This is a genomic window from Clostridium sp. ZS2-4, assembly GCF_026719745.1.
Taxonomy (GTDB): domain Bacteria; phylum Bacillota; class Clostridia; order Clostridiales; family Clostridiaceae; genus Clostridium_H.
This window is the reverse complement of record NZ_JAPPRQ010000043.1, coordinates 1-21,820: the sequence shown is the minus strand read 5'-3', so window position 1 is coordinate 21,820 and position 21,820 is coordinate 1. Positions and strand designations below refer to the sequence as shown.

Sequence of the window (21,820 nt, the reverse complement as noted above, 5' to 3'; positions counted from 1 at the left end):
AATTATTTAGCATCATACCAAGTTTTTCCGAAATTTATATCAACATCTAATGGCACTGACATTTCTATTACGTTCTCCATCTTTTCTTTAACAATCCCCTTAACTTCCTCAAACTCATCTTCATACACATTTAATATCAATTCATCATGAACTTGAAGAATAAGAGTAGTTTTTAAATTTCTCTTTTTAATTTCCTTATATACATTAACCATAGCCAGCTTAATAATATCAGCAGCACTTCCCTGTATTGGAGTATTCATTGCAAGTCTTTCACCAAGAGCTCTAATAATTTTATTTTTAGATTGGATTTCAGATATAAATCTTCTTCTATTCATTATAGTAGTTACAAATCCATCTTTCTCTGCTTTATTAACAATATCGTTTATAAACTCTTTAACCTTAGGATATCTTTCAAAATAAGCATCTATATACTGCTTAGCTTCTTTTCTTGAAACCTTTATATCCTGAGCCAAACTAAAAGCTCCTATACCATACACTATACCAAAATTTACAGCTTTTGCATTACTTCTCATCAAAGATGTAACCTCTTCTACAGGAACCTTGAAAACCTCCGAAGCAGTCTTTGTATGGATATCACTGTGATGCTTAAAAGCGTCTATTAAGTTTTCATCCTGTGCTATATGAGCAAGAACTCTAAGCTCTATTTGAGAATAGTCAGCTGAAAGTAAAGTTGATTCTTCATCATTTGACACAAATACCTTTCTTATCTCTCTTCCCATCTCATATTTTATAGGTATGTTCTGAAGATTCGGATCTGTACTTGATAATCTTCCTGTAGTAGTTACTGTTTGATTCAAGCTGGAATGTATTTTTCCATCCTCGTCGATTACATTTTTCAATCCTTCAACATAGGTAGAATTCAACTTTGTAATTTGTCTGTATTCAATAATCTTAGAGATTATAGGATGCTTATCCTCCAGCTTTTCCAAAACTTCAGAATTAGTTGAATATCCTGTTTTTGTTTTTTTAATAACTGGCAAGTCTAATTTTTCAAATAAAATCTTTCCTAACTGCTTTGGAGATTTTATATTAAATTCCTCATCAACAAGCTCATATATTTCTTTTTCCAAAGACTCTATTTCTACTTTAAATTTATCTCCAAGTTCAACAAGCTTATCCTTATCCACCTTAAAGCCTTTACACTCCATTGAAGCTAAAACTTCAACAAGAGGAAGTTCAACCTTATATAAAAGTTCTTCCATATTAAGCTCTTTTATATTCTTCTCTAATTCTTCATATATTGGCTTTATATAATAAGCTTCTTTAACTCTTATTTCTTCTTCATCACCTGCAATAGCGTCCTTAAGTTTAGCTTCTATCATATCCTTCAATATGTAATCTTTACTGGAAGGCTCTATTAAATATGCTGCTATCTTTGTATCAAATTTAATTCCTTTAGCTTTAATATTGTATTTATTTAAAACTACATAAGCCATCTTCATATCATGGCATACTTTTTCTACTTCTTCATTTGCAAATAAGTTTCCTAATAAACCTATAGCTTTTTCTCTGTCTTCATCCAACATTTCATTTACGTAAATAACATATACTTTTTCTTTTAATCTGAGATATATCTTATCAAATTTAACCTTTGAATATATATTTGAGTCTAAAAATTCAAATTTTAAATAAATCTTTTCCTGAATGATTTTTATCAAATCAGAAAACTCCACTAAAGTTTTAATGTTTTCAAATTCTATGTGTATGTCTTTAATTTCCGCCTCTATTTCTTTATGTATATCTTCTTTTATTTGCTCCTTATTATCGTCAAATTTATCTAAAAGAGATTTAAATTGAAGCTTTTCAAATATTTTTTTTACTGCCTCTAGATCATAAGCCTCTTTAGATTTTATCTCCTCTAGATCAATATCTACAGGTACATCTGTCATTATAGTTGCAAGCTTTTTACTTAAAATAGCCTGTTCACTATATTCAGTGAGATTCTCTTTCATTTTTTTTCCGCTGATATTATCTATATTTTGAAGTACATTTTCTACACTTCCATATTCTTTGATTAGCTTATATGCCGTTTTACTCCCTATGCCAGGTACTCCAGGTATATTGTCAGACTTATCTCCCATTAATCCTTTAACATCAATGAACTGTTTAGGAGTAACCCCAAATTCCTCTATCATTCTATTTTTATCGTAAACTTCTTTTTCGCTCATTCCTTTTTTATTTATAACTACCTTTACATTATCCGTTGTAAGCTGAAGAGCATCTTTATCTCCAGTAACAACATAAACCTCTATATCTTTTTCCTCAGCAAATACAGAAAGTGTTCCTATTAAATCATCTGCCTCAAATCCATCTATTTCAAATATGTTTATAGCAAGCTTCTCTAACAATTCTTTAACTATTGGGAACTGTTCTCTAAGCTCTGACGGCATTTTTTCTCTTCCTGCCTTATAGTCTTCATATTCCTTATGTCTGAATGTAGGTGCTTTTTTATCAAAAGCCGTTACCACGTAATCAGGCTGTATTTCCTCCTTCATCTTCAAAAGCATTTTTATAAAACCATAAATTGCATTTGTATGAATTCCTTCTCCATTTGTAAATTGAGGAAGTGCAAAAAAAGCTCTATACATAAGGCTGTGCCCATCTAATATCAATAATCTCTTTTTATTCATGTTTACCTCCGTTATTAAGTTACATATTGAAAACATATATTCGTAACCTTACTATATCTAGTTTACTCATTTTCATTATTTATATCAATACATATAGGCAAATAATCATTTTTAATTGGATTATAATAATATCATAAAACATATAATATACATTGATATGCCATATGAATTTTTGGTAAAATTGAACTATATGGACAGGAGGGATAATATGAATTCACATGAAATTGACTATAAATTATACGGAGATGACATGCAGTTTGTAGAAATTGAGCTTGATCCTAAGGAAAGTGTCATAGCTGAAGCTGGAGCAATGATGATGATGTCATCCAGTATTGCAATGGATACAATTTTTGGTGATGGTTCACATCAAAATTCCGGTGGCGGTTTTATGAACAAGCTTTTCGGTGCAGGCAAAAGAATTCTTACAGGCGAAAGTTTGTTTATGACTGTATTTACAAATAAAGGCCTTGGTAAACAACAGGTAAGCTTTGCCTCACCTTATCCTGGTAAAATTATACCTATGGATTTAAGTGAGCTTGGTGGAAAAATAATATGCCAAAAGGACGCATTTCTTTGTGCTGCAAAAGGTGTTTCTATTGGTATAGATTTCAGACGTAAGCTCGGTGTTGGTTTCTTTGGCGGTGAAGGATTTATTCTTCAAAAGTTAGAAGGAGATGGTCTTGCTTTTGTTCATGCAGGAGGTACTATAGTTAAGAAGGATTTAATGCCTGGTGAAACCCTTAAAATTGATACAGGCTGTCTTGTTGCTATGACTAAAGATGTGCACTATGACATTGAATTTGTTGGTGGTGTTAAATCAGCCTTTTTTGGTGGTGAAGGTTTATTTTTCGCAACTGTAAGAGGGCCTGGTTCTGTATGGATTCAATCTCTTCCATTCAGCAGACTTGCTGATAGAATTTTTGCATCAGCTCCACAAACAGCTGGTAAGAGAGTTGGAGAAGGTAGTACATTAGGTTTGCTTGGAGATATTTTTGATGGAGATTAAAAACAATGCTCTTTATGTAAACTATATAAAAAGGTCTGTACAGACCTTTTTATAGTTGCAAATCATTTTTAATTTTTCTTTGTCTCAACATACCAGAAGCCAATACAGTTATTGGTATAGATGCTATTAACCCTATACTTCCTGATAGGGCTCTTACAACTTCCGTTGCAATAATATTCTGATTAAAAATATCTCTAAAAGAAAGCTTATATGCAATTAATAATATTACAAACTGTAGAGAGGCCCCTACATAAGCCAAAATTAAGGTGTTTGACATAGTGCCCATTATATCTCGTCCTACACTCATTCCTGCTTTCATAAGAGATGTTGTTCTAATGTTTGGATTTGCTTCACTTATTTCCTTCATAGCAGATGCAATAGACATACTCACATCCATTATAGCCCCTAATGCCCCCATAAGAATTGCTGCAAACAAAAGTCCTTTATAATCAAATTTAATATTCTGAGGTATATACATAAGCATTTGACTTTCTTCTGTACCATACCCGTTCAATTTAGCTAAATTCCCCACTATTACTGCTATTATTCCTGCAATTGCCACTCCAGAGCTTGTACCCATAATTGAAGCAGCTGTTTTTCTGTTGAATCCACTTACAATTAATAATGTAAATATAATAATTCCTATAGCCATTACTACAGAAGTTTCTATTGGATTATACCCTTGAAGCAATAATGTTGGAAGTAATTTCAAAATCAAAATTACTGTTAATCCTAAAGTAAAAAGAGATTTTAATCCTTTAATACCTCCAACTAATATCATCAAAGCTGCGAACCCTAAAGCTAAATACAACAAATATTTATCTCTTACAAATTCATACATATATCCCTTAACCAAGTTGCCATCTTTCTCTTCTATAGAAATTAGTATTTCATCTGCTTTGTTTAATAAAAAATCATGAGATGTAGATATATCTACTGAATTTAAAATTATAAGACTTTCTCCTTTATGCTTTCCTGTGTTTATAAGCACCTTAACCTGCTGTTCCTTTATGATTCCATCATTTTCTCCTTCACCAACATTTTTTTCATTGGTGATTATTATGTCAGTAACTACGGCCTTAATTCCATCTATAGTTTTACTTTCATTAATTTCATCTGCTAAAACTATTCCTCTATTGAATATAAAAATTATCGATAATACAAACATATAAATTTTTATTTTTTCTTTAGGCAGCAACTTTATCACCATCCTTATAAACTATCTTTAGTTAATTTTAACCTATACAAACCATATTGTAAATATTTACCATATGGTTTGTATAGGTTTTTCTATAAAATTTATAATTTTTTTTCAAAACTCTTGACACTATATATATATCATGATATTATAATAACGTTCCATGCCGAAGTGGTGGAATTGGCAGACGCAACGGACTCAAAATCCGTCGGGGTAACACTCGTGCGGGTTCAAGTCCCGCCTTCGGCACCAGTGATTCAATTGGTTAAGGACTTTGGATGTTTTATCCAAAGTCCTTTTTCGTTGTATTTGTCCGTTTTTTGTCCGCTTATTAAATAAACCAAATTAAAATATTTAACTATATATTAAAACACCTCTTCTATATTAATCTTATTTTTTAAAATTTTTTTAATTTTTTCTTATTGTTCTTAATAACACATAATTCTTTTAATCCTTTATACAATTGCACTTTAAATAAATTTAACCAATCTTGGACAATAGCTTGTACAAGATGGACCAGCCCTGGGCTAGTTCACCCTTTAGGGTTGGTGGTATTTTAAATATAACCTTTAAAATAAAAATATACTTATAATTATTTTAAAGCCCCTTGAGGAATACCCTAGATAAGAAGACCACAAAGAAATACAGTTGCAAAGCGTGGACTTGCGTTGCTGCCCAAAAGTACGGACATGACTTTTTAATGCTTGTACGTGCTATTTGGAGCTTGAAGATATGAAAGACTTATAGAGCTCTAGTACTTCTCAGCAAAACAATGAAGTTTGTTGGGTGACAGGGTTTAGCGCTAAAAGAGTTAATATATATGATACCAGTAACAATAATACTACTAATACCTATACTAACAACATATGCACTATATAATAATATAACTATTCTTTTAATTTTTTGTTTATCTATACACTTAAAATTTACTCTAATATTATAAGCTGCAGCTGAACATAAACTAAGAGCTGGCTGTACCAGCTCTTAGTGAGAACAACGCCCATTGGGCGGATTAATTGAAAATAGACATGCTTTATATCTACTAATGAAAGTTTAAAATTAATAACCTCTAACAACAGATTTAAAGCTTGTCCACTTTCTATCCTATTCCCTTTTCTTTTCAAGTGAAAGTGGAAAGCCAGTCTATTTTTGAAGGGTTTTTCTAAAAAAATGGAACGGCTTCCGACTTCCACCTTAGGCGTAGCCGATTATAGATTAAAAAAGACTTACGATGCGGTTTTTGCATGGTAAGTATTTTTTAATTTCCGATTTCATTCTTTAGGAGCAGAGGTGTTGGCACTTCTGGTCTGCTTACACCTTAAATATTATATTCAATTAATACATACTACTCCACAAAATTTCTCTAAGATCATTTTACTTTTTTATTATCGTTCAATAATCTTACTGCACTACTAAACATCTCTTCATCAATAAAATCATTATATACATTCAAAAATAATAATATAAAAAGAGCTTAACATCAAAAGTATCAGCTCTTTAATATCAAACTTATATTCATTCTAGTGAATGTAATGCTTTATTTAAAAGTTTATATTCATATTTTAAACTATTTTTTATTACGAGAATATTCTCTAATAAATTTATCTACTACTTGCTTTGATATTTCCCCTTTATATATAGTATTATTTACCAATATTTCTATATTCCCATATTTATCTAACCGAATCCAAGTAAAATTATTAGTTTTTGATTCGGGGGTTATTGTATATGTAGGATAATATAGGTTTTTAAAAAACCATCCTCTATCTCTTAAAGTATTTCTATTTAATTCATCATAAAATAATTGACTAATTTCTTTAGAAGCTATAGTAGTAATATTCTCAGCCTCTTTAGTTAGTTTCTTCTTATCATTACTGGCTTCTTTAGTTATTTCACTTACATCTAATTCATATGGAATCATAAGATTTTTAGCATCTAAAATTATCATAGATTTAACTACCTCAGTTACTGCTATAACACATAAAATCAATAATACATTTATTAATATTTTTCTAACTCCATTCCCCTTATTCATATTAAACTCCTCTTTAAATTTTTAAGATTAAGATTTTTTAAAATTATACTATATATTACTAAATTTAACTACTCCAACTACACTAAAGTATATTTTAGCATAATAAAAACTCCCACAACTACAGGAGCTATATGTATCAAAACAGTTTCTTCACAATTTTTTTGCTGTTGTGACTTAACTACTTCCTTAATTCTTAACCTTTTACCCCGTGATTTAAGAAAAATATGTATCAATTAAATACTCGTATCACTTGATATTTACTAATATATTTCGTATCTTATCAGTATAAATCTTATCTAAATGTTTGGTACAGTATTCAAAATTATCCATACTTGATACTTTAGAAATACCCATGTTTACATATTGACTGTCAAGTTTTTCAATAATGAATCGAGGGTCATCATCATTTTTAGCCCCACCCATTTCAGTTAAATCAATTTTAGTACCATCATTTAATTGTATAATATAATAAAAATCACCCTTTGAATGTGTATATTGCTTTTTACCATAAACTCCTGTGTCAATTTTTACAATATCGTTGTATCCATATTCCTTACCCTGTGGTGATAAAAACGTATAGTTTATTATCTTATTATTGGTTATAACAGTAACATTATAGAGTATGGTGTACATCAATACTATATTAAGTATTACGAAAGTAAAGATAAAGGACATTTTATGCCTTTTGATAAAACTTTGTTTTGAATTAATAACCCATAATATAAATGCTCTTAAATCCTTGCTAAAAATATAAGCAAATCCAAATATAATATACCATTCATAAATAAATACTAACCTTAAAGAAGGCGATTTAAAAATCCACATTATATACTCTTTGGGTAAAAATAACTTTGCTTGAATAGCTCCTATCAATACGAAAGAGCCTACTGATAATATAATTATACAGATTAGTGAAAGTATCAAAATAATAATTGCTTTTAACTTTTTCAAATTAACAACTCCTGTATTCTTAACTTGCTCATAAATTTATAACGTCTGTCTAATAGTATTTATTATATCCTATACTTCTTCTATAACAGTATTTTTTCAAATCTTATTGATGAACAATATCTTTATGTTGTGTCTTAGTAAGTTCCTTGATTATTAAAGCTTTTCTCCATTAGGTAGTGTTTCTCAATAACTTCTCTTTCTACTGGAGTTGTAATAACAACAAACCAAGAACTAAAATTAATAAAAACTCCTATACTTAAGTATAGGAGTTTTTGATGGTTGCGGGGGCAAGACTTGAACTTACGACCTTCGGGTTATGAGCCCGACGAGCTACCAACTGCTCCACCCCGCGATATTATATATAATCTTTGGTCAGAAGCTAATTATAACTTAATAAATACAATAAGTCAAGACAATTTTCGAAATAAGTGAATATAAAAATGGGTAACAGAGAAAAACAGAAACTTCCAGTTTATGTTATGCCCCCAGAAGTCATGACAATAACCGGAAATTATTACTTATTACTCCTAAGCAATATCTATACCATTAATTTCATCAATAACCTTAAGTATCTTTTTAGCAGTATCCATATTATCTTTAAACAACTCAACTATACTGCCAAGAGATCTAAAAGGATCTTCCATCAATACCTTCTTTTCAATAAATCCATTTTTAACAACATAATCAACTATCATCTTAACAAAGTGACTCTGGTAAGTATTCAAACTTTTATCACCTAAGAATTCAGAAAAGGCTTCATTTGCGGCTTGTCTCTCAAGACCAATAATACTTCTTACCATCCTAGTCATAGGTAAATTTCCATATTCCTTTTCATATTCTTCTTTACTTCCAAGCTCATGCCATAAAATTTCTTCTAAGGACTTCATATCCTGAGATGTCAACTTTTTATTATTTCTAAGCTTATAGACAACCATCTCATCTTTATGCTCATTTAAGTACCTGCTGACCTTCTTCTTATAGTTCTCTAGATCATTTTTGAAAATTTCTGATTCATACTCAATAATTTCTATTATCTCATCTTTAAAATTTGTATGATAAATTTTAGTTTTTTCCTTTTCTATAAACTTAGGTAATTAATATGAATTTTAAAAATTACTTTTATCTATATCGGTATTATTATCAAATAAGGTAAAGTTAAAAAATTTGACTTACTTTGTTATTGAATTCAATTCTATCGCCACTTTTCTTTTTTATAACAACTAAAAAACATTCCTGTTTCTCAATAATTTTTGGTCCTCCCAATGTCCTCCTAATGTCCTTAAATGATAATCAAATTAAAATATCAATACTTAAACACTATAAATTACCATAACACTTCTACCAAGTAGCCTTTATTCATTCCATTCACGTTTAAGCATAGAATAATTAAGTTGATCATATTTATTTTTATTAATCCAATAATGTTCTCTTAGTCTTCCATCCAATTTAAAACCAAACTTCTCCAAAAGCTTTATAGATGGAATATTATTTGAAGATGTTGTTGCATATATCTTATTTAGATTTAATTTATCATCAGTAAAACATTTTTCTATAAACTGTGCCAACATAATAATTCCTAATCCTTGTTTCCTATTGCAACTTGGTATATAGTATCCAAATTCAGCACTATGATTCCTTGAATTAAAATCAAATAATGTAATTTTACCTAATGGTTTATTATAATCTTCTCTTTTGATTAGTATATAGACTTTTTGTTTTTCTTCTGAAATTGATTTTAATGTTTTATAAGCATATTCATCAAATGATTGAGGTATTCTCAAAGGACGACAAGTATATTGTTCATGGTGTTTTTCTTCAATGTTCCAATTAAATAGTGATTGAAGATGACTTTCTTCTAATGAGATTAATAGATAATCTCCATTGTAATTGAAAAATATATTATTCATAATTCCCTCCTGTTAATTATATTACTTTGTAATAATACCATTTTTATAAATTTAACTATTTTAACTGTTATGGAATATATTTTAACATAATAAAAAAGATGCAGCTCCCAGCCACATCTACTTAAATAGCCTTTATCTTTTTACAACTGCACTCTTGGATACCCAACATTGCACTCCACCTATAGTCAATTCATAGAACTCATTTTTTTCCCCCACAGCAGTTATCAAATCATTAGGCTTAAATTCTTTTACTACTTTTAGACCTACTCCATCTATTTTTATAACTTGGACATTTTCTATTACCTTTAATGGTAATGGAAATTTATCCACAACTACTTGTCCAGTTATACCTTCTGCAATAGCTTTAGCAATTTTGTCTACTCCAATTTTTCGATACAGGTTAACATCTACTTGACTGTCCACAAAACACACTTCTATTATATTAGCTGGCATATTAGTATATCTTAGTTCATATAATCCCCTAGTATCTGCTTTGGCTCCTCTATTAACAAATCCTAAAGCTGCTATTTTTTTTACTATATTTGTAGCCATAGTATTACCTTTATAACTCCAATTGTAATATAGAACTTCTGTACCTTTACCTCCGCCAGCATTAAGATGAATAGAGCAAAAGTAATCAGCTGCCCATGCGTTAGCCTTAGATACTCCATAACTTAAATCTTCAGCTGATGTTGCAGTCTTGTTTGGTGTAACATCTAAAATCTGGTGTCCTAGCTGTTTAAGGTACCCTATAACTTTTACATATATTTTTCTGTCTTCTTCAACTTCATTCAATATTCCTGAAGCTCCTGGAACTCCGTAATTATGCCCTCCACGAATTGCTATCTTCATAACTTATTCCTCCCTATTTATTGAAAATTACACATCTAATAACTTGTTCGAAACCATTTTTTACCTATATAACTATATATATTCAATTTTTTTTATTTGCTATACCTTTTCATATTCACGCTTATCAAGTTTATTGGCAATTGCAGTAATTAATTTTTTATCTGATTTAGTATATTAAATATAATTTTGATTTGTTCATTACTCACATCACTTCTTCTTTGTAATCCTCTTATTCTTACTTGGAAATTGTTTTTAGAGTTCTCTAATATTTCTAATATTTTTTCATATTTTTGCTTTGTAACCTTATTTCTAAACAATTCATAATATACTAATACATAAATTTTGAAAGGAGATTGGCAAATGTATTACTATCCACCTTGTTTTTGGAGACAAATACAAAAGAATAATATATATATATTGGATTTTAAAAGAGGAGATGTAAATGGGGATAAAATTAAAGATAATGTATACTTGGTTGGAGAAAAACCATATGGATTAGAAAGTCCTTTTACTGACAATATAACTTTAATAGTTCAAGATGGGAAAACAGACGCTTTTACTAGAATTCCCCTAAAACAAAATGCAGGATATAATCCAACTATTTTTTTAGGGGATTTTACAGTAGATAAAATAAAGGATATTTTAATCAGCATTGATTCAGGCGGCAGTGGTGGATTTGCTTTTTATTATATATATTCCTTTAAAGACAATAATCCAAAAAAGATTTTTGACTATGAGAAATTTAACGAAAAGTATAAGTATGATGTTATATATAGAGATTATTATCAAGTTGAAGTTAAAGAAAAAATTGATGGTAAAAAATATATCATAGATATTAAATATAAAGGAAAAGAGTACTTAGCAGAAATATATAATGAAAATGGTACGCTTAAAGCTCCTATTGAAGGATGGGTAAATCCTTTAGGCGGATTGTATCCTATAGATTTCAAAAGAAATGGAAGCTATGAATTATATGCATTACAAAGAATAGCTGGTAGATATAATGCAGATGGCTTAGGCTATGTTCAAACATCTTTAGAATGGAATGGTAAAGAATTTGTTCCTTTCTTTCAAACCGTAGGAATATTCGGATAATAAACAGCAGTTTAAAACTTCTTTTATAATGAGCTTTTTTGTGTTTAAACAACTTGTAAACGTTTATGTATAATTTGTAAACGCTTTTTCAGTCTTCTTTAAGATATAATGCTTTTTTACTCTTATAAATCCCGGTGCTATAATATATTAATAAATAAATCAAATATACGGATAATATCTTAATTATTTGATGAATAGATATTGAAAATATAAAATTAATGGAGGGATTTAATATGTTATACTCAGCACTTATTTTATTAGGATTATCTTTAGTGGCAAGAATTATATTAATTGCTTCAGCTGAAAGCCCAAAAAGTAAACTTTAAATCTAAAGATTAAGGTGAGATGATTATGAAATATGACATTATTTATACAAGCAAAAATAATTTTAAAACTTTAAATTGTTGAAAAGCCATACAGCAATCGTTCTAGTTAACACTGACTTCACTGTATGACTTTTATTTTTTTATTATATAAATCTTTTTATCAATTCATCTGTAATCGCATCAATATTTTCTAAGGAGATATTATTTTGTTTAATAACATTTTCCATATAGTTTCTTTTAACTGGATTCATTAAATCAGCTCTCTCATTTATATTACCAGTTCTTCTGCCTATTCTAAATATCATCTGCTCCTTTGGTTCTAAATCTAAAAACCATTTTAATGCACTTATCATCTTATCCTTGTCTTGCGGCAATACTCCTTCTACTTCTGGAATCAAATTAAGTATATGATCGCTTTTAATAGTACTTGTGATCCCTTCCAAATTTTCTATAAGTAAAAGTAATTCCTCTACCATTTTCACATCATTAGTTCTTGTAAAAATTCCTTCCTCATAATCTTTATGCAAATAAGTTTCATTTGGTACTGCAAGAGTTCTTATTCTTATAAAGTCAGGATTTATCTGATTTAATGCATCAGCAGTTTCTAAGGCATTTTCTCTTGAATATTCATTTCCACCAAGTCCTGGCATAAAATATTCCGACAACTCAATTCCTGCTTTTTTTACTTTCTGACCAGCTTTAATATGTGTTTCTTTATCAACACCCTTTTTTACTAATTCAAGAACTTTGTCACTGGCACTTTCCATTCCTATATGAATTCTATTAAGACCTGCTTGGGCTATTCTTTGAAGGTCTTCATCCTTAATTCTGGCAATAGTATGAGACCTTCCATAGGATGTTATTCTTTCAACCTGTGGAAAATTAGCTTTTATATGCAGCAATATTTCTACCAGATCATCCGGTTTTATAATCATAGTATTTGCGTCTTGTAAGAAAATAGATTTCATTCCACTCTTATACCAAGACAAAGCTGAATGATATGCCCACTCACCATTAGGCTTTACTGCCTCTTCTAATTCCTTAAATAATATTTTACGTTTTTCATCATCATTGGTTTGTTTTATCTTATCAAAAGTGTCTATACATTTTTTAACTAAGTCAATATCTTTTAAAACATGTTCTTTAGGTCGTATGCTGAATTTTTTCCCTTTATAAAGACCACAAAACTTACACTGATTCCATGGACAGTTCCTTGTTACCCTAAGCATTAAACTTTCAGCTTCACTTGGCGGTCTAATTGGCCCCATTTCAAAACCTTCATAGCTATGTTCTATATTTGACATCCCATTTCTCCTTTTGTTTAATATTTTTACAACATTATTCTTTAGTTTCTTAACAATATTATAAGGTATATATATTGCAATTATCAATATTCATTACTCAATGATCAATTAAGGCTGTTGTGGCATCATTTAATATATTTTTGAATAGGTTTTTTACAATTAGAGAACCTAATATAAGTGAAACAAAAACATAATAGGGAGGTTTACTTATGGAGAATGCAATGTTTTGTTATCAGTGTGAGCAAACATTAGGTGCCAAAGGTTGTGTAAAATCAGGTGTATGTGGTAAAAATCCTACTGTGGCTAATTTGCAGGATGTACTAATCCACGAATTAAAGGGTATTGGTTTTTATGGTCAAAAAAATTTAGAAAAAGGACTAAAAATTAGAAGTGAAATAAGCAAATTTGTGGTAGACAGTATGTTTGCTACACTTACTAATGTTAATTTTAATCCAACCAGATTTGTAGAATATATTAAAAAAGCTGAAGAAATAAAAGAAGAACTAAAGAATGCTGTTGGTGAAATTGAAAATATACCTGAAGCTGCAAAATACAAAGCACCAAATACTATGGAAGAAATGGTTAAAGATATTAAAACTGTAGGCATAATGGCTGATGAAAATTTAGATATGGATATACGTTCTTTAAGAGAACTATTAATATACGGATTTAAAGGAATGGCTGCCTATGCCCATCATGCATACATACTAGGCAAATTTGATGATGAAGTGAATAACTTCTTTTATAAGGGTTTAGCAGGTACTATCGATGACAGCTTAACTGTTGAAGATTTATTTAATCTTAACATGGAATTAGGTAAGACCGACCTAAAATGTATGGAATTATTGGATTCTGCTGTTACCAGCACCTTTGGCAATCCAGAGCCTACCGAAGTATTGATTACAAAGAAAAAAGGTCCATTCATCATAGTATCAGGACATGATTTGAAGGACTTAAAAGAACTGTTAGAACAAACAGAAGGTAAAGGTATAAATATATATACTCACTGTGAAATGCTTCCTGCAAATGCATATCCAGAGTTGAAAAAATATAAACATTTGGTTGGTAACTTCGGTGGTGCATGGCAAAAACAACAGGATGAATTTGATGGAATTCCTGGATGCATATTGATGACTACTAACTGTATCCAAAAACCAAGAGATAGTTATAAAGATAGACTATTCACAACAAGTATAGTAGGTTTTCCTGATTCCCCTCATATTGAAGAAGTTAATGGTAAAAAAGATTTTACTCCTGTTATCGAAAAAGCTTTAGCATTGGGTGGATGGCAGAATGATGAACCAGAAAAGAGAATTCCAATTGGATTTGCCCACAACGCTATTTTAAGCCATGCAAATGAAATTATAGATGCAGTTAAAAGTGGTAAAATCAAACACTTCTTCTTAATAGGAGGTTGTGATGGAGCAAGACCAGGCAGAAATTACTATACAGAATTTGCAGAAAAAACTCCAAAAGATACTGTTATTTTAACTCTAGCATGTGGTAAATTCCGTTTCAATAAGCTAGATTTAGGAACTGTAGCTGGTTTTCCAAGAATACTTGATTGTGGTCAGTGCAGTGATTCATATTCAGCTGTTAAAGTGGCTGTTGCACTAGCAGAAGCATTTAACTGCGGAGTAAATGACTTGCCTCTTTCATTAGTTCTTTCTTGGTATGAACAAAAAGCAGTTGGTATACTTTTGGCTTTATTATCTTTAGGAATTAAAGACATTCGTATTGGTCCAACACTTCCTGCATTTATTACTCCAAATATATTACAAGTATTAGTTGACAAATTCGATCTAAAACCTATTTCAACACCTGATCAAGACTTAGAAGCAATATTAGGACAGCAAAGTTAATTAGCTCTTTAGTAACCAGTTACCAGTAAACAGTAGCCAGTAAAAGAGTATTTTCTTCCTTTCGTCAGAAAACCTTAAAATGATAAAAAACTATTGAAAACTTTAATTTAAAATTTTCGCTAGTTTTTTATCATTACTACTGCTGGTAACTGGTTACTGGCTACTGGTTACTAGAATACTGTTACATCGCAACAATATTCAGTTCCCCCCCATTCCATATCATACATACTTAATATCTCTTATAAATAAATTGTTTTCCCTTGCTATGTTCTCATAAAGCTTTACATCTTCGTGTTCTCTGAAAAATACTGGAAAAGACAACTGATAATTTCCCCAAACTGTAAGTGGTATCTCTGTAAAATGTACTGTGCAGAAATGTAATTCTCTTGTTGATAATTTTGTTATAAAAGGAATTAATTCTTCATTATCCAATAAAAAATATGCTGAATCAGTATTTATCTTTCTTACATGATTTATTAATGTTAATTTATCATCATAATCCAAGTAATTTAGAATTCTAAGAATTCCTGCATTATCTATATCTTTTAAATAAAAATCTACGATTATTGGCTTATTTTTATTGAGATTATAAATCTTTTTCATAAAATTTATAAATCTATCTTCATATTTTAAATTATACTTTTCTACAGAACCTAAAAGTTCATTTGCTTCTGCCAAAGTTAGCCCTTTCTTGTGGGGATCTAATACTCCATGAGTGTAATTTTCAAATCCTTCGTCTATATTATTAATTTCTATTTTTCTAATAGAACTAAATTCTTCTACAGTTATAGGCTTTAATAGTTTTTCCATCATACACTACTCCCTCTATAATTTTTAATTTCAAACATCATTCATATTGAAATATAACACATTACACATTACATTCCTACCTGTAATTATTAATTTACTTATGAAAAGAGTATAAACAAAAAACCCTAGACGTAATGCCTAGGGTTAAATTTTTCTTAATATTAATAAGCACATCTATCACATGGATCATCTTTTGGACATTCTGACAATAAACCTTCTAATATTGTTTTACTTCTTGAAAGAGTTGAACAATTTCGTGAATAATGATACGATTTGCCCCCTGGTGTCCAATATACTGTTTTATTACTGCTTGAAGATGGTTGGGTATTTGTTTTAGTTGTTGTATTAGATTTTGTTGTTGTATTACTACTCTTAGTTGTTGATGTTGATTTATTTGTTATTGAACCACCACTGCTCTTTGCTGCACTTCCACTTCCATTATATTTGTAATCACCTGGTTTAGTACTGAAAGTTATTTTATTTCCATCACTTGTTGCTACAATAGTTCCACATTCATCAGTTCTATATACAGTAATACCTTTAGCTTTCAGCTTGTCCATTGTAGGCTTATGAGGATGTCCATAGTCATTGTCTTTTCCCACGCTTATAACTGCATATTTAGGATTAACTTTAGCTAAAAAAGCATCCGTAGTTGATGAATGGCTGCCATGATGTCCTATTTTTAATACATCAGCTTGTATATCAAGCTGTTTTTTAATAATCTCACCTTCTGATACATCTTCTGCATCTCCAGTAAATATGAAGCTATTATTTCCAAACTTTAATTTTATAACAATACTATAATTGTTTAAATCTTCATATTTTGTACTGTTTGGCGCCAGTATAGTACATTTTGCTGCTCCTAAATTAAAAGTAGAATTAACTTTAGGTTCAGTTATTTGCTTGCTTTTACTTGTTATAGCTGCTATAACGTCTTTATAAGTTTTAGTTGTACTTATAACCTTAGGCATATAGATTGTACCTATGCCAAATGTATTGATAACTGTATCAAGTCCCCCTATGTGGTCCTCATGGGGATGGGTACCTACAATATAATCTAATTTTGATACACCTTGCTGTTTTAAATAATTTACCACTAGAGAACTGTCATTATTGTTTCCAGCATCTATTAGCATATTACGTCCATTTTGTTGGATTAATATTGAATCTGCTTGTCCCACATTAATATAATGGACTTTTAAATTACCACTTGCTTTAATATTTGTTTTTGTGGCATTTGATTCTTTGCTGCCATTCTCTTTTTTCTCCTCTGTTTTTAAATTGTCAGTATTTTTATCTTTCTGCTCTGAGGCTTTTTCTACTGCAGTACTCTTATTTTGATTTGCTGCTACCTTATTTTCTTTAACTGAATTATTTGTTGCAGGTGTTAAAAATGCTCCTATACAACATATAATAAATGCTGCTAAAATTCCTTTTGCATTTTTTTTAACTTTACCATTTCTTTTAATAACTGAAATAATAGTAAGAATTAAAAATATGAAACATCCTAAAAATCCTATTATACCTAAAAAATCTCCCATTCTGTATTCCTCCTTAGTTTATTTATATGTCATTTAAGAGTATATCAAAAAAAGCTATATATATTTATCGGTAATAATTTCCTTTACTTAAATTATAGTCATTATATATACGTTGGAACAACTACTATTCATTGTATTAAAACTTCATCGAAGTTTTTTCATAAATTGATTATTGAACAATGAAGATTGATAATTGCAATATATAATAACATTTCGCTATTTATTTAAGCAATAAAAAAACCTGATACACAAAAGCTCAGGGCAAATTAAAATATCTATTTTAAAATCTATAATCATTTTTCCTGATTTTTTATATTCTGCTGCATATTATTTACTGTTGCTAAAATATCGTGCATAAAATTACTTCCTCTGCTTATTAATAAACCTGTAAATATCATACCTAGTCCTGGTATATTTAATGGTATTCCTATAATACTCATTAAATCCATCCTGCTTGCTATTGATAATACTATTCCTATAGCCATAACTCCTATTCTATCACCCCAATTTGGTAACTTATGTGGAATTGCCATTTTAATTGTTTCCCATATAGATTCACAAATAAATGCTAATACCATCAAATTTAAACCCTTCACATTAATTCCTCCCCAATATTAGAGCTCCATTATTTCTATTCGTTTAACAAATAAAAAAATATTATTTTTGTTGTCCATCATCCTTTCAATTATCCTATACTTAACAAATTGTCTGTTCTCTATTATTTTTAAAAAAGTATCTGCTTTAACAAGTAAATTCTCATTTATATTGTTTTTCAACAATTCTACTTTTTCTCCCTCTACAATAAAAGTTTTATTGTAGTTGCTCTTAACATACTGACTAATATCTATCGTGTTAAAAATACTATTCATGTATACACCTCCTATATTTTTATATTCAATGAAATAATCTTTTATTCTCTTATTTTTGCTTGAAATTTGAAAAATTCCCCAATTAAAAAGAATGGCAGGAACCATTCTTTTTAATTTCTTATTCAATTACTAACAGTTTTTTTGGATATTTATTTAAAATCTCACATCCATTTTTAGTTACAACTACTAAATCTTCAATTCTAACTCCCAGCTTTCCTGGAAGATATATTCCCGGTTCTATTGAAAAAATCATGCCTTCCTCTACAACCATTTCATTCACTTCACCTACATCTGGAAACTCATGGACATCAATTCCTATATTATGCCCTGTTCTATGAGTAAAATATTTTCCATAGCCTGCTCTCTCAATAATATCCCTGGCAACCTTATCAATATCACAAAATCTAACTCCTGGTTTTACAGCTTCAATAGCTCTTAAATTGGCTTCTAATACTATATTATATACATTTCTACTTTCATCAGAAGCTTCTTTATAAAATACAGTTCTAGTCATATCTGAACAGTAGTTATTAGTTCTTCCACCAATATCCAAAATTATACTGTCTCCAATTTTCAATTCACTATTATCAGAACTATGATGTGGTTCTGCCGCATTGCTTCCATAAGCTATCAATGGATAAAAAGAAAAGCTGTCAGTTCCATAACTTTCATATATATCTCCCAAAAGCTTACAAACTTTATTCTCTGTATATTGTTTAGGAATAACCTTTTTTATCAAATCACTCATAGCCATATCATTTATTTTTGAAGCTTCCCTCATTAGCTGAATTTCTTCACTATCTTTTATCATTCTTACTCTATCAACTATAGGAGATCCATTGGCAAATTTAAGCTGTTTTTTCTTTTCCATAAGACCAATTAAAAAATGTGAAGGCCATTCTTTGTCTATACCCAATGTCTTATTTTCTTTTACAGTAGAAGCCAATAACTCTATAGGATCATCAGAATCACTAAAGATTTGTAATTCCACTCCCAGATCTTCATTTACTGGAAATAGCTCATTTATAAATAATTTTTTATCACCTTCAGTATTTATGTATAAAGCTAAAAGCCTTTCTCCGGATTCTATCCATTTTCCGGTAATGTAGAATATAGATGCTGTAGAAGTAATTATCATTTGTTGTAAATTGTTTTTCATCATATTAGCTATGATTCTTTGTAATCTTTCATTTTTCACTTGCTATTCCTCCTTTATCCCTAAATCATTTCTACACTAATTTGTCAAATCCTCTAAAATAAAAGAGCTGCAGTTTTATAACCACAGCTCTTGTCTGTTTATTCTATAGGTTTCCCTTCAAAATTTGTATAATCTGAAATATTTTCCTTATTTCCTAATGGCCTGTCTGCAGGCTTAATTCCATCATGTTTTTTTCCTTTTTTGTGTGCTTCACCTTTAAGCATAGATTTTCTCATTTCAACTCTCCCTTTCTGGGAATAATTTAGAGAATTGCTTCATTACTTATCATATTTTGAAAGTAGTTCTTGTAGTTTTTGAGCTTGCATTGCTGTTTCATTTGCAAAATCTTTAAATGCTCTATTTACTTCTCTATTATCTACTTGCTTTGCATATTCTTCATAGTCTCTAATATTTTCTTGTGCATCTAATAATTTTTGTTTTATCATATCTTTAGTATTTAATTGTATAATATCACTCCTCTCAGATTTAATATTTCCTAAATAAAAAATCTTATACTTACCATAAAATTACTCTTATTTTTTTATTATAAGTTTCGTTCATCTTGTTCTCACTATTAGGTCATCTGTAATATATGATGAAATAGAAGGAAGTACCTTGACAAAAAATTCATTAATATTTAAAATTTATATAATACTGAAACTAGAATTGAAAGGTGATTTTATTGAATAAAGATGAATATAAAGAAAAGCTTAAAAATTTATCCGAAATTTTTAAAACAATAGGCCATCCAACCAGACTATGCATAGTCTGCAAATTGATGTCAAAAAATTTAAATGTAACTGAAATGCAAGATTGTCTTGAAATGCCTCAATCTACTGTTTCTCAACACCTTGCAATCTTAAAATCCAAAGGAATTGTAGAAGGCAACAGGAATGGAGTAGAAGTTATATATTCCTTGGTAGATGAAGATATAAAAAAAATAGTTAATAGCATTTTTTCATCAAGTGAACTTAAAAAATTTAACGAATAAGTTTTGTAAACATAATCTTGTATAAATAAAAAACTTTACACTGCCAAATTTTGGCAATGTAAAGTTTTTTTCATTAAGCTGTACACTTTTTATTTGCATATATTGAATACCCTATTTGTTCTAATACTGAATATAAATTTGTTGTTATAAAATATATACCGACAGCTATAGGCGCTTTAGCTAAAAATAAACAGCTAACTGTTCCAGCTATCATCACATTTCCAAAACTAAGTTTCATCCCTCCACTATTCTTTAATATTCCTAAAGCAGATAGTATATTAGGCATTAACTGAATAAGTGCTGCAATTATTGGTATTATAAAATATGGGTCTGAAATCTTTAACATGGATACCCAAGGTACAAGTTTAGTTCCAACTTCTACAGCCATTGATGAGAACACTTTGTAAAGTGAATACATGACAGGTATCTGAAGTATCATTGGAAGACATCCCAGAATACTCATTGAATTACTCATATATAATTTTTTAAGTTCATCATCCAATTTGCTTTTATTGTGTCTATATTTTTCTTTAAGCTGCTGAACTTTTTTAGAAATCTCCTGCTGTTTATTTAAGCTTTCTCTTTGCTTTATTCCTATTGGCAAAAGCATAGTTTTAACTAATACCGTTAAAAGAATTATGGCTATTCCGTAATCCCCTGACATATTGAATAATACATTTAGCAAACTATCAAATACTGTGAAAATAATGTTCATATACTCTTCTCCTTTATGTTTCAGATATGATTTTTAACATATACATTATTTTCACCCATTTATTTTTCTACACAAAATCTCCATATATCATATTTTTCGTAGGAGACATAATCCTTAATGATAAGCGTCCTTAAATACCCAACAATCCTATTTCGATCACTTTTTTCACCTTTTATACAAAATATTTTGTTCTTAAATTCTTTTATAGAATATGTAATATAGGAAAAGGTAATCATAAAAAAACTTAACATTAAGAGAATATATATTGAATTAGTAAAATCAAATTTAATCATAATATTCTCCTATCCATTTAATATATTGTAATCCTTAGTAATAATTATATCATACTATCACTAAATAATACTGATTTTAATTACATTTTGTCACAGTAAAAATTTATATGGCGCAATCTTTGGTTATCAAGTAATATTATCCCTATTTTATTTTGGGCGGACTTAGCCCGTCATGTTTTTTTATATTTTCAAAAAATATTAACCTATAAAACTGAC

At 29.4% G+C, this 21,820-nt stretch carries 21 protein-coding genes and 2 tRNA genes; 5 read left to right on the top strand and 18 right to left on the bottom strand.

Translation table 11 applies throughout. The features are described from left to right. Positions 1–2: 2 nt before the first annotated feature. Positions 3–2,651, bottom strand: a complete 2,649-nt coding sequence (gene polA, locus OIO11_RS06935; protein WP_268070709.1) for a DNA polymerase I — start codon at positions 2,649–2,651, stop codon at positions 3–5. Between the two features lie 208 nt (positions 2,652–2,859). Between polA and OIO11_RS06930 the strand changes: the two genes are divergently transcribed. Continuing rightward, positions 2,860–3,657 carry a TIGR00266 family protein gene (locus tag OIO11_RS06930; RefSeq protein ID WP_268070708.1) on the top strand — a complete coding sequence of 266 codons (798 nt, stop codon included), beginning with the start codon at positions 2,860–2,862 and terminating at the stop codon, positions 3,655–3,657. Between the two features lie 49 nt (positions 3,658–3,706). Here OIO11_RS06930 and OIO11_RS06925 read toward each other — a convergent pair whose 3' ends face one another. Continuing rightward, a complete protein-coding gene (locus OIO11_RS06925) occupies positions 3,707–4,825 on the bottom strand; it encodes a YibE/F family protein (RefSeq protein WP_268070707.1) in 1,119 nt (372 codons plus the stop codon). A gap of 195 nt (positions 4,826–5,020) precedes the next feature. On the opposite strand from OIO11_RS06925, the gene OIO11_RS06920 reads away from it, so the two are divergent. Then, a tRNA-Leu gene (locus OIO11_RS06920) sits at positions 5,021–5,107 on the top strand. A 1,315-nt stretch (positions 5,108–6,422) separates the two neighbouring features. Here the strand turns inward: OIO11_RS06920 and OIO11_RS06915 are convergent. From OIO11_RS06915 to OIO11_RS06885, 7 genes are all read right to left on the bottom strand, one after another. After that, positions 6,423–6,890 carry a hypothetical protein gene (locus tag OIO11_RS06915; RefSeq protein ID WP_268070706.1) on the bottom strand — a complete coding sequence of 156 codons (468 nt, stop codon included), beginning with the start codon at positions 6,888–6,890 and terminating at the stop codon, positions 6,423–6,425. Between the two features lie 246 nt (positions 6,891–7,136). Beyond that, on the bottom strand, positions 7,137–7,841 hold the full coding sequence (locus OIO11_RS06910; RefSeq protein WP_268070705.1) for a hypothetical protein: 705 nt from the start codon (positions 7,839–7,841) through the stop codon (positions 7,137–7,139). Positions 7,842–8,117: 276 nt separating this feature from the next. Beyond that, positions 8,118–8,193 (bottom strand) — tRNA-Met (locus tag OIO11_RS06905). A gap of 175 nt (positions 8,194–8,368) precedes the next feature. Then, positions 8,369–8,845, bottom strand: a complete 477-nt coding sequence (locus OIO11_RS06900; protein WP_268070765.1) for a type I restriction-modification enzyme R subunit C-terminal domain-containing protein — start codon at positions 8,843–8,845, stop codon at positions 8,369–8,371. Positions 8,846–9,193: 348 nt separating this feature from the next. Further along, positions 9,194–9,748, bottom strand: a complete 555-nt coding sequence (locus OIO11_RS06895) for a GNAT family N-acetyltransferase (RefSeq protein ID WP_268070704.1) — start codon at positions 9,746–9,748, stop codon at positions 9,194–9,196. A gap of 132 nt (positions 9,749–9,880) precedes the next feature. Beyond that, the gene (locus OIO11_RS06890) at positions 9,881–10,600 is read right to left on the bottom strand and encodes an N-acetylmuramoyl-L-alanine amidase (RefSeq protein WP_268070703.1); all 720 of its coding nucleotides are present in this window, start codon (positions 10,598–10,600) and stop codon (positions 9,881–9,883) included. Positions 10,601–10,749: 149 nt separating this feature from the next. Further along, a complete protein-coding gene (locus OIO11_RS06885; protein WP_268070702.1) occupies positions 10,750–10,917 on the bottom strand; it encodes a hypothetical protein in 168 nt (55 codons plus the stop codon). Between the two features lie 43 nt (positions 10,918–10,960). On the opposite strand from OIO11_RS06885, the gene OIO11_RS06880 reads away from it, so the two are divergent. After that, positions 10,961–11,695, top strand: coding sequence for a VCBS repeat-containing protein (locus OIO11_RS06880; RefSeq protein ID WP_268070701.1), 735 nt, complete (start codon positions 10,961–10,963; stop codon positions 11,693–11,695). 469 nt (positions 11,696–12,164) lie between these two features. On the opposite strand, the gene OIO11_RS06875 is transcribed toward OIO11_RS06880, so the two are convergent. Then, on the bottom strand, positions 12,165–13,325 hold the full coding sequence (locus tag OIO11_RS06875) for a radical SAM protein (protein ID WP_268070700.1): 1,161 nt from the start codon (positions 13,323–13,325) through the stop codon (positions 12,165–12,167). Between the two features lie 209 nt (positions 13,326–13,534). Here OIO11_RS06875 and hcp point away from each other — a divergent pair, with 209 nt between their 5' ends. After that, positions 13,535–15,187 carry a hydroxylamine reductase gene (hcp, locus tag OIO11_RS06870; protein WP_268070699.1) on the top strand — a complete coding sequence of 551 codons (1,653 nt, stop codon included), beginning with the start codon at positions 13,535–13,537 and terminating at the stop codon, positions 15,185–15,187. Positions 15,188–15,406: 219 nt separating this feature from the next. Here hcp and OIO11_RS06865 read toward each other — a convergent pair whose 3' ends face one another. The 7 genes from OIO11_RS06865 to OIO11_RS06835 all read right to left on the bottom strand — a co-directional run bounded on the left by OIO11_RS06865 (position 15,407) and on the right by OIO11_RS06835 (position 20,051). Continuing rightward, positions 15,407–15,997, bottom strand: coding sequence for a hypothetical protein (locus OIO11_RS06865; protein WP_268070698.1), 591 nt, complete (start codon positions 15,995–15,997; stop codon positions 15,407–15,409). A gap of 161 nt (positions 15,998–16,158) precedes the next feature. Further along, the gene (locus OIO11_RS06860; RefSeq protein WP_326497926.1) at positions 16,159–17,538 is read right to left on the bottom strand and encodes an MBL fold metallo-hydrolase; all 1,380 of its coding nucleotides are present in this window, start codon (positions 17,536–17,538) and stop codon (positions 16,159–16,161) included. 293 nt (positions 17,539–17,831) lie between these two features. Continuing rightward, a complete protein-coding gene (locus tag OIO11_RS06855) occupies positions 17,832–18,134 on the bottom strand; it encodes a hypothetical protein (RefSeq protein WP_268070697.1) in 303 nt (100 codons plus the stop codon). Positions 18,135–18,152: 18 nt separating this feature from the next. Then, complete coding sequence (locus OIO11_RS06850) at positions 18,153–18,407, bottom strand: hypothetical protein (protein ID WP_268070696.1); 255 nt, start codon at positions 18,405–18,407, stop codon at positions 18,153–18,155. A gap of 118 nt (positions 18,408–18,525) precedes the next feature. Then, positions 18,526–19,605 (bottom strand): M24 family metallopeptidase, encoded by a 1,080-nt coding sequence (locus tag OIO11_RS06845; protein WP_268070695.1) that lies wholly within the window; start codon positions 19,603–19,605, stop codon positions 18,526–18,528. A gap of 98 nt (positions 19,606–19,703) precedes the next feature. Beyond that, a complete protein-coding gene (locus tag OIO11_RS06840; protein WP_268070694.1) occupies positions 19,704–19,841 on the bottom strand; it encodes a hypothetical protein in 138 nt (45 codons plus the stop codon). Positions 19,842–19,883: 42 nt separating this feature from the next. Beyond that, on the bottom strand, positions 19,884–20,051 hold the full coding sequence (locus tag OIO11_RS06835) for a hypothetical protein (protein WP_442781248.1): 168 nt from the start codon (positions 20,049–20,051) through the stop codon (positions 19,884–19,886). 236 nt (positions 20,052–20,287) lie between these two features. Here OIO11_RS06835 and OIO11_RS06830 point away from each other — a divergent pair, with 236 nt between their 5' ends. Further along, a complete protein-coding gene (locus tag OIO11_RS06830; RefSeq protein WP_268070693.1) occupies positions 20,288–20,596 on the top strand; it encodes an ArsR/SmtB family transcription factor in 309 nt (102 codons plus the stop codon). A gap of 73 nt (positions 20,597–20,669) precedes the next feature. Here OIO11_RS06830 and OIO11_RS06825 read toward each other — a convergent pair whose 3' ends face one another. After that, positions 20,670–21,311 (bottom strand): YidC/Oxa1 family membrane protein insertase, encoded by a 642-nt coding sequence (locus OIO11_RS06825; RefSeq protein WP_268070692.1) that lies wholly within the window; start codon positions 21,309–21,311, stop codon positions 20,670–20,672. Positions 21,312–21,820 lie beyond the last annotated feature (509 nt).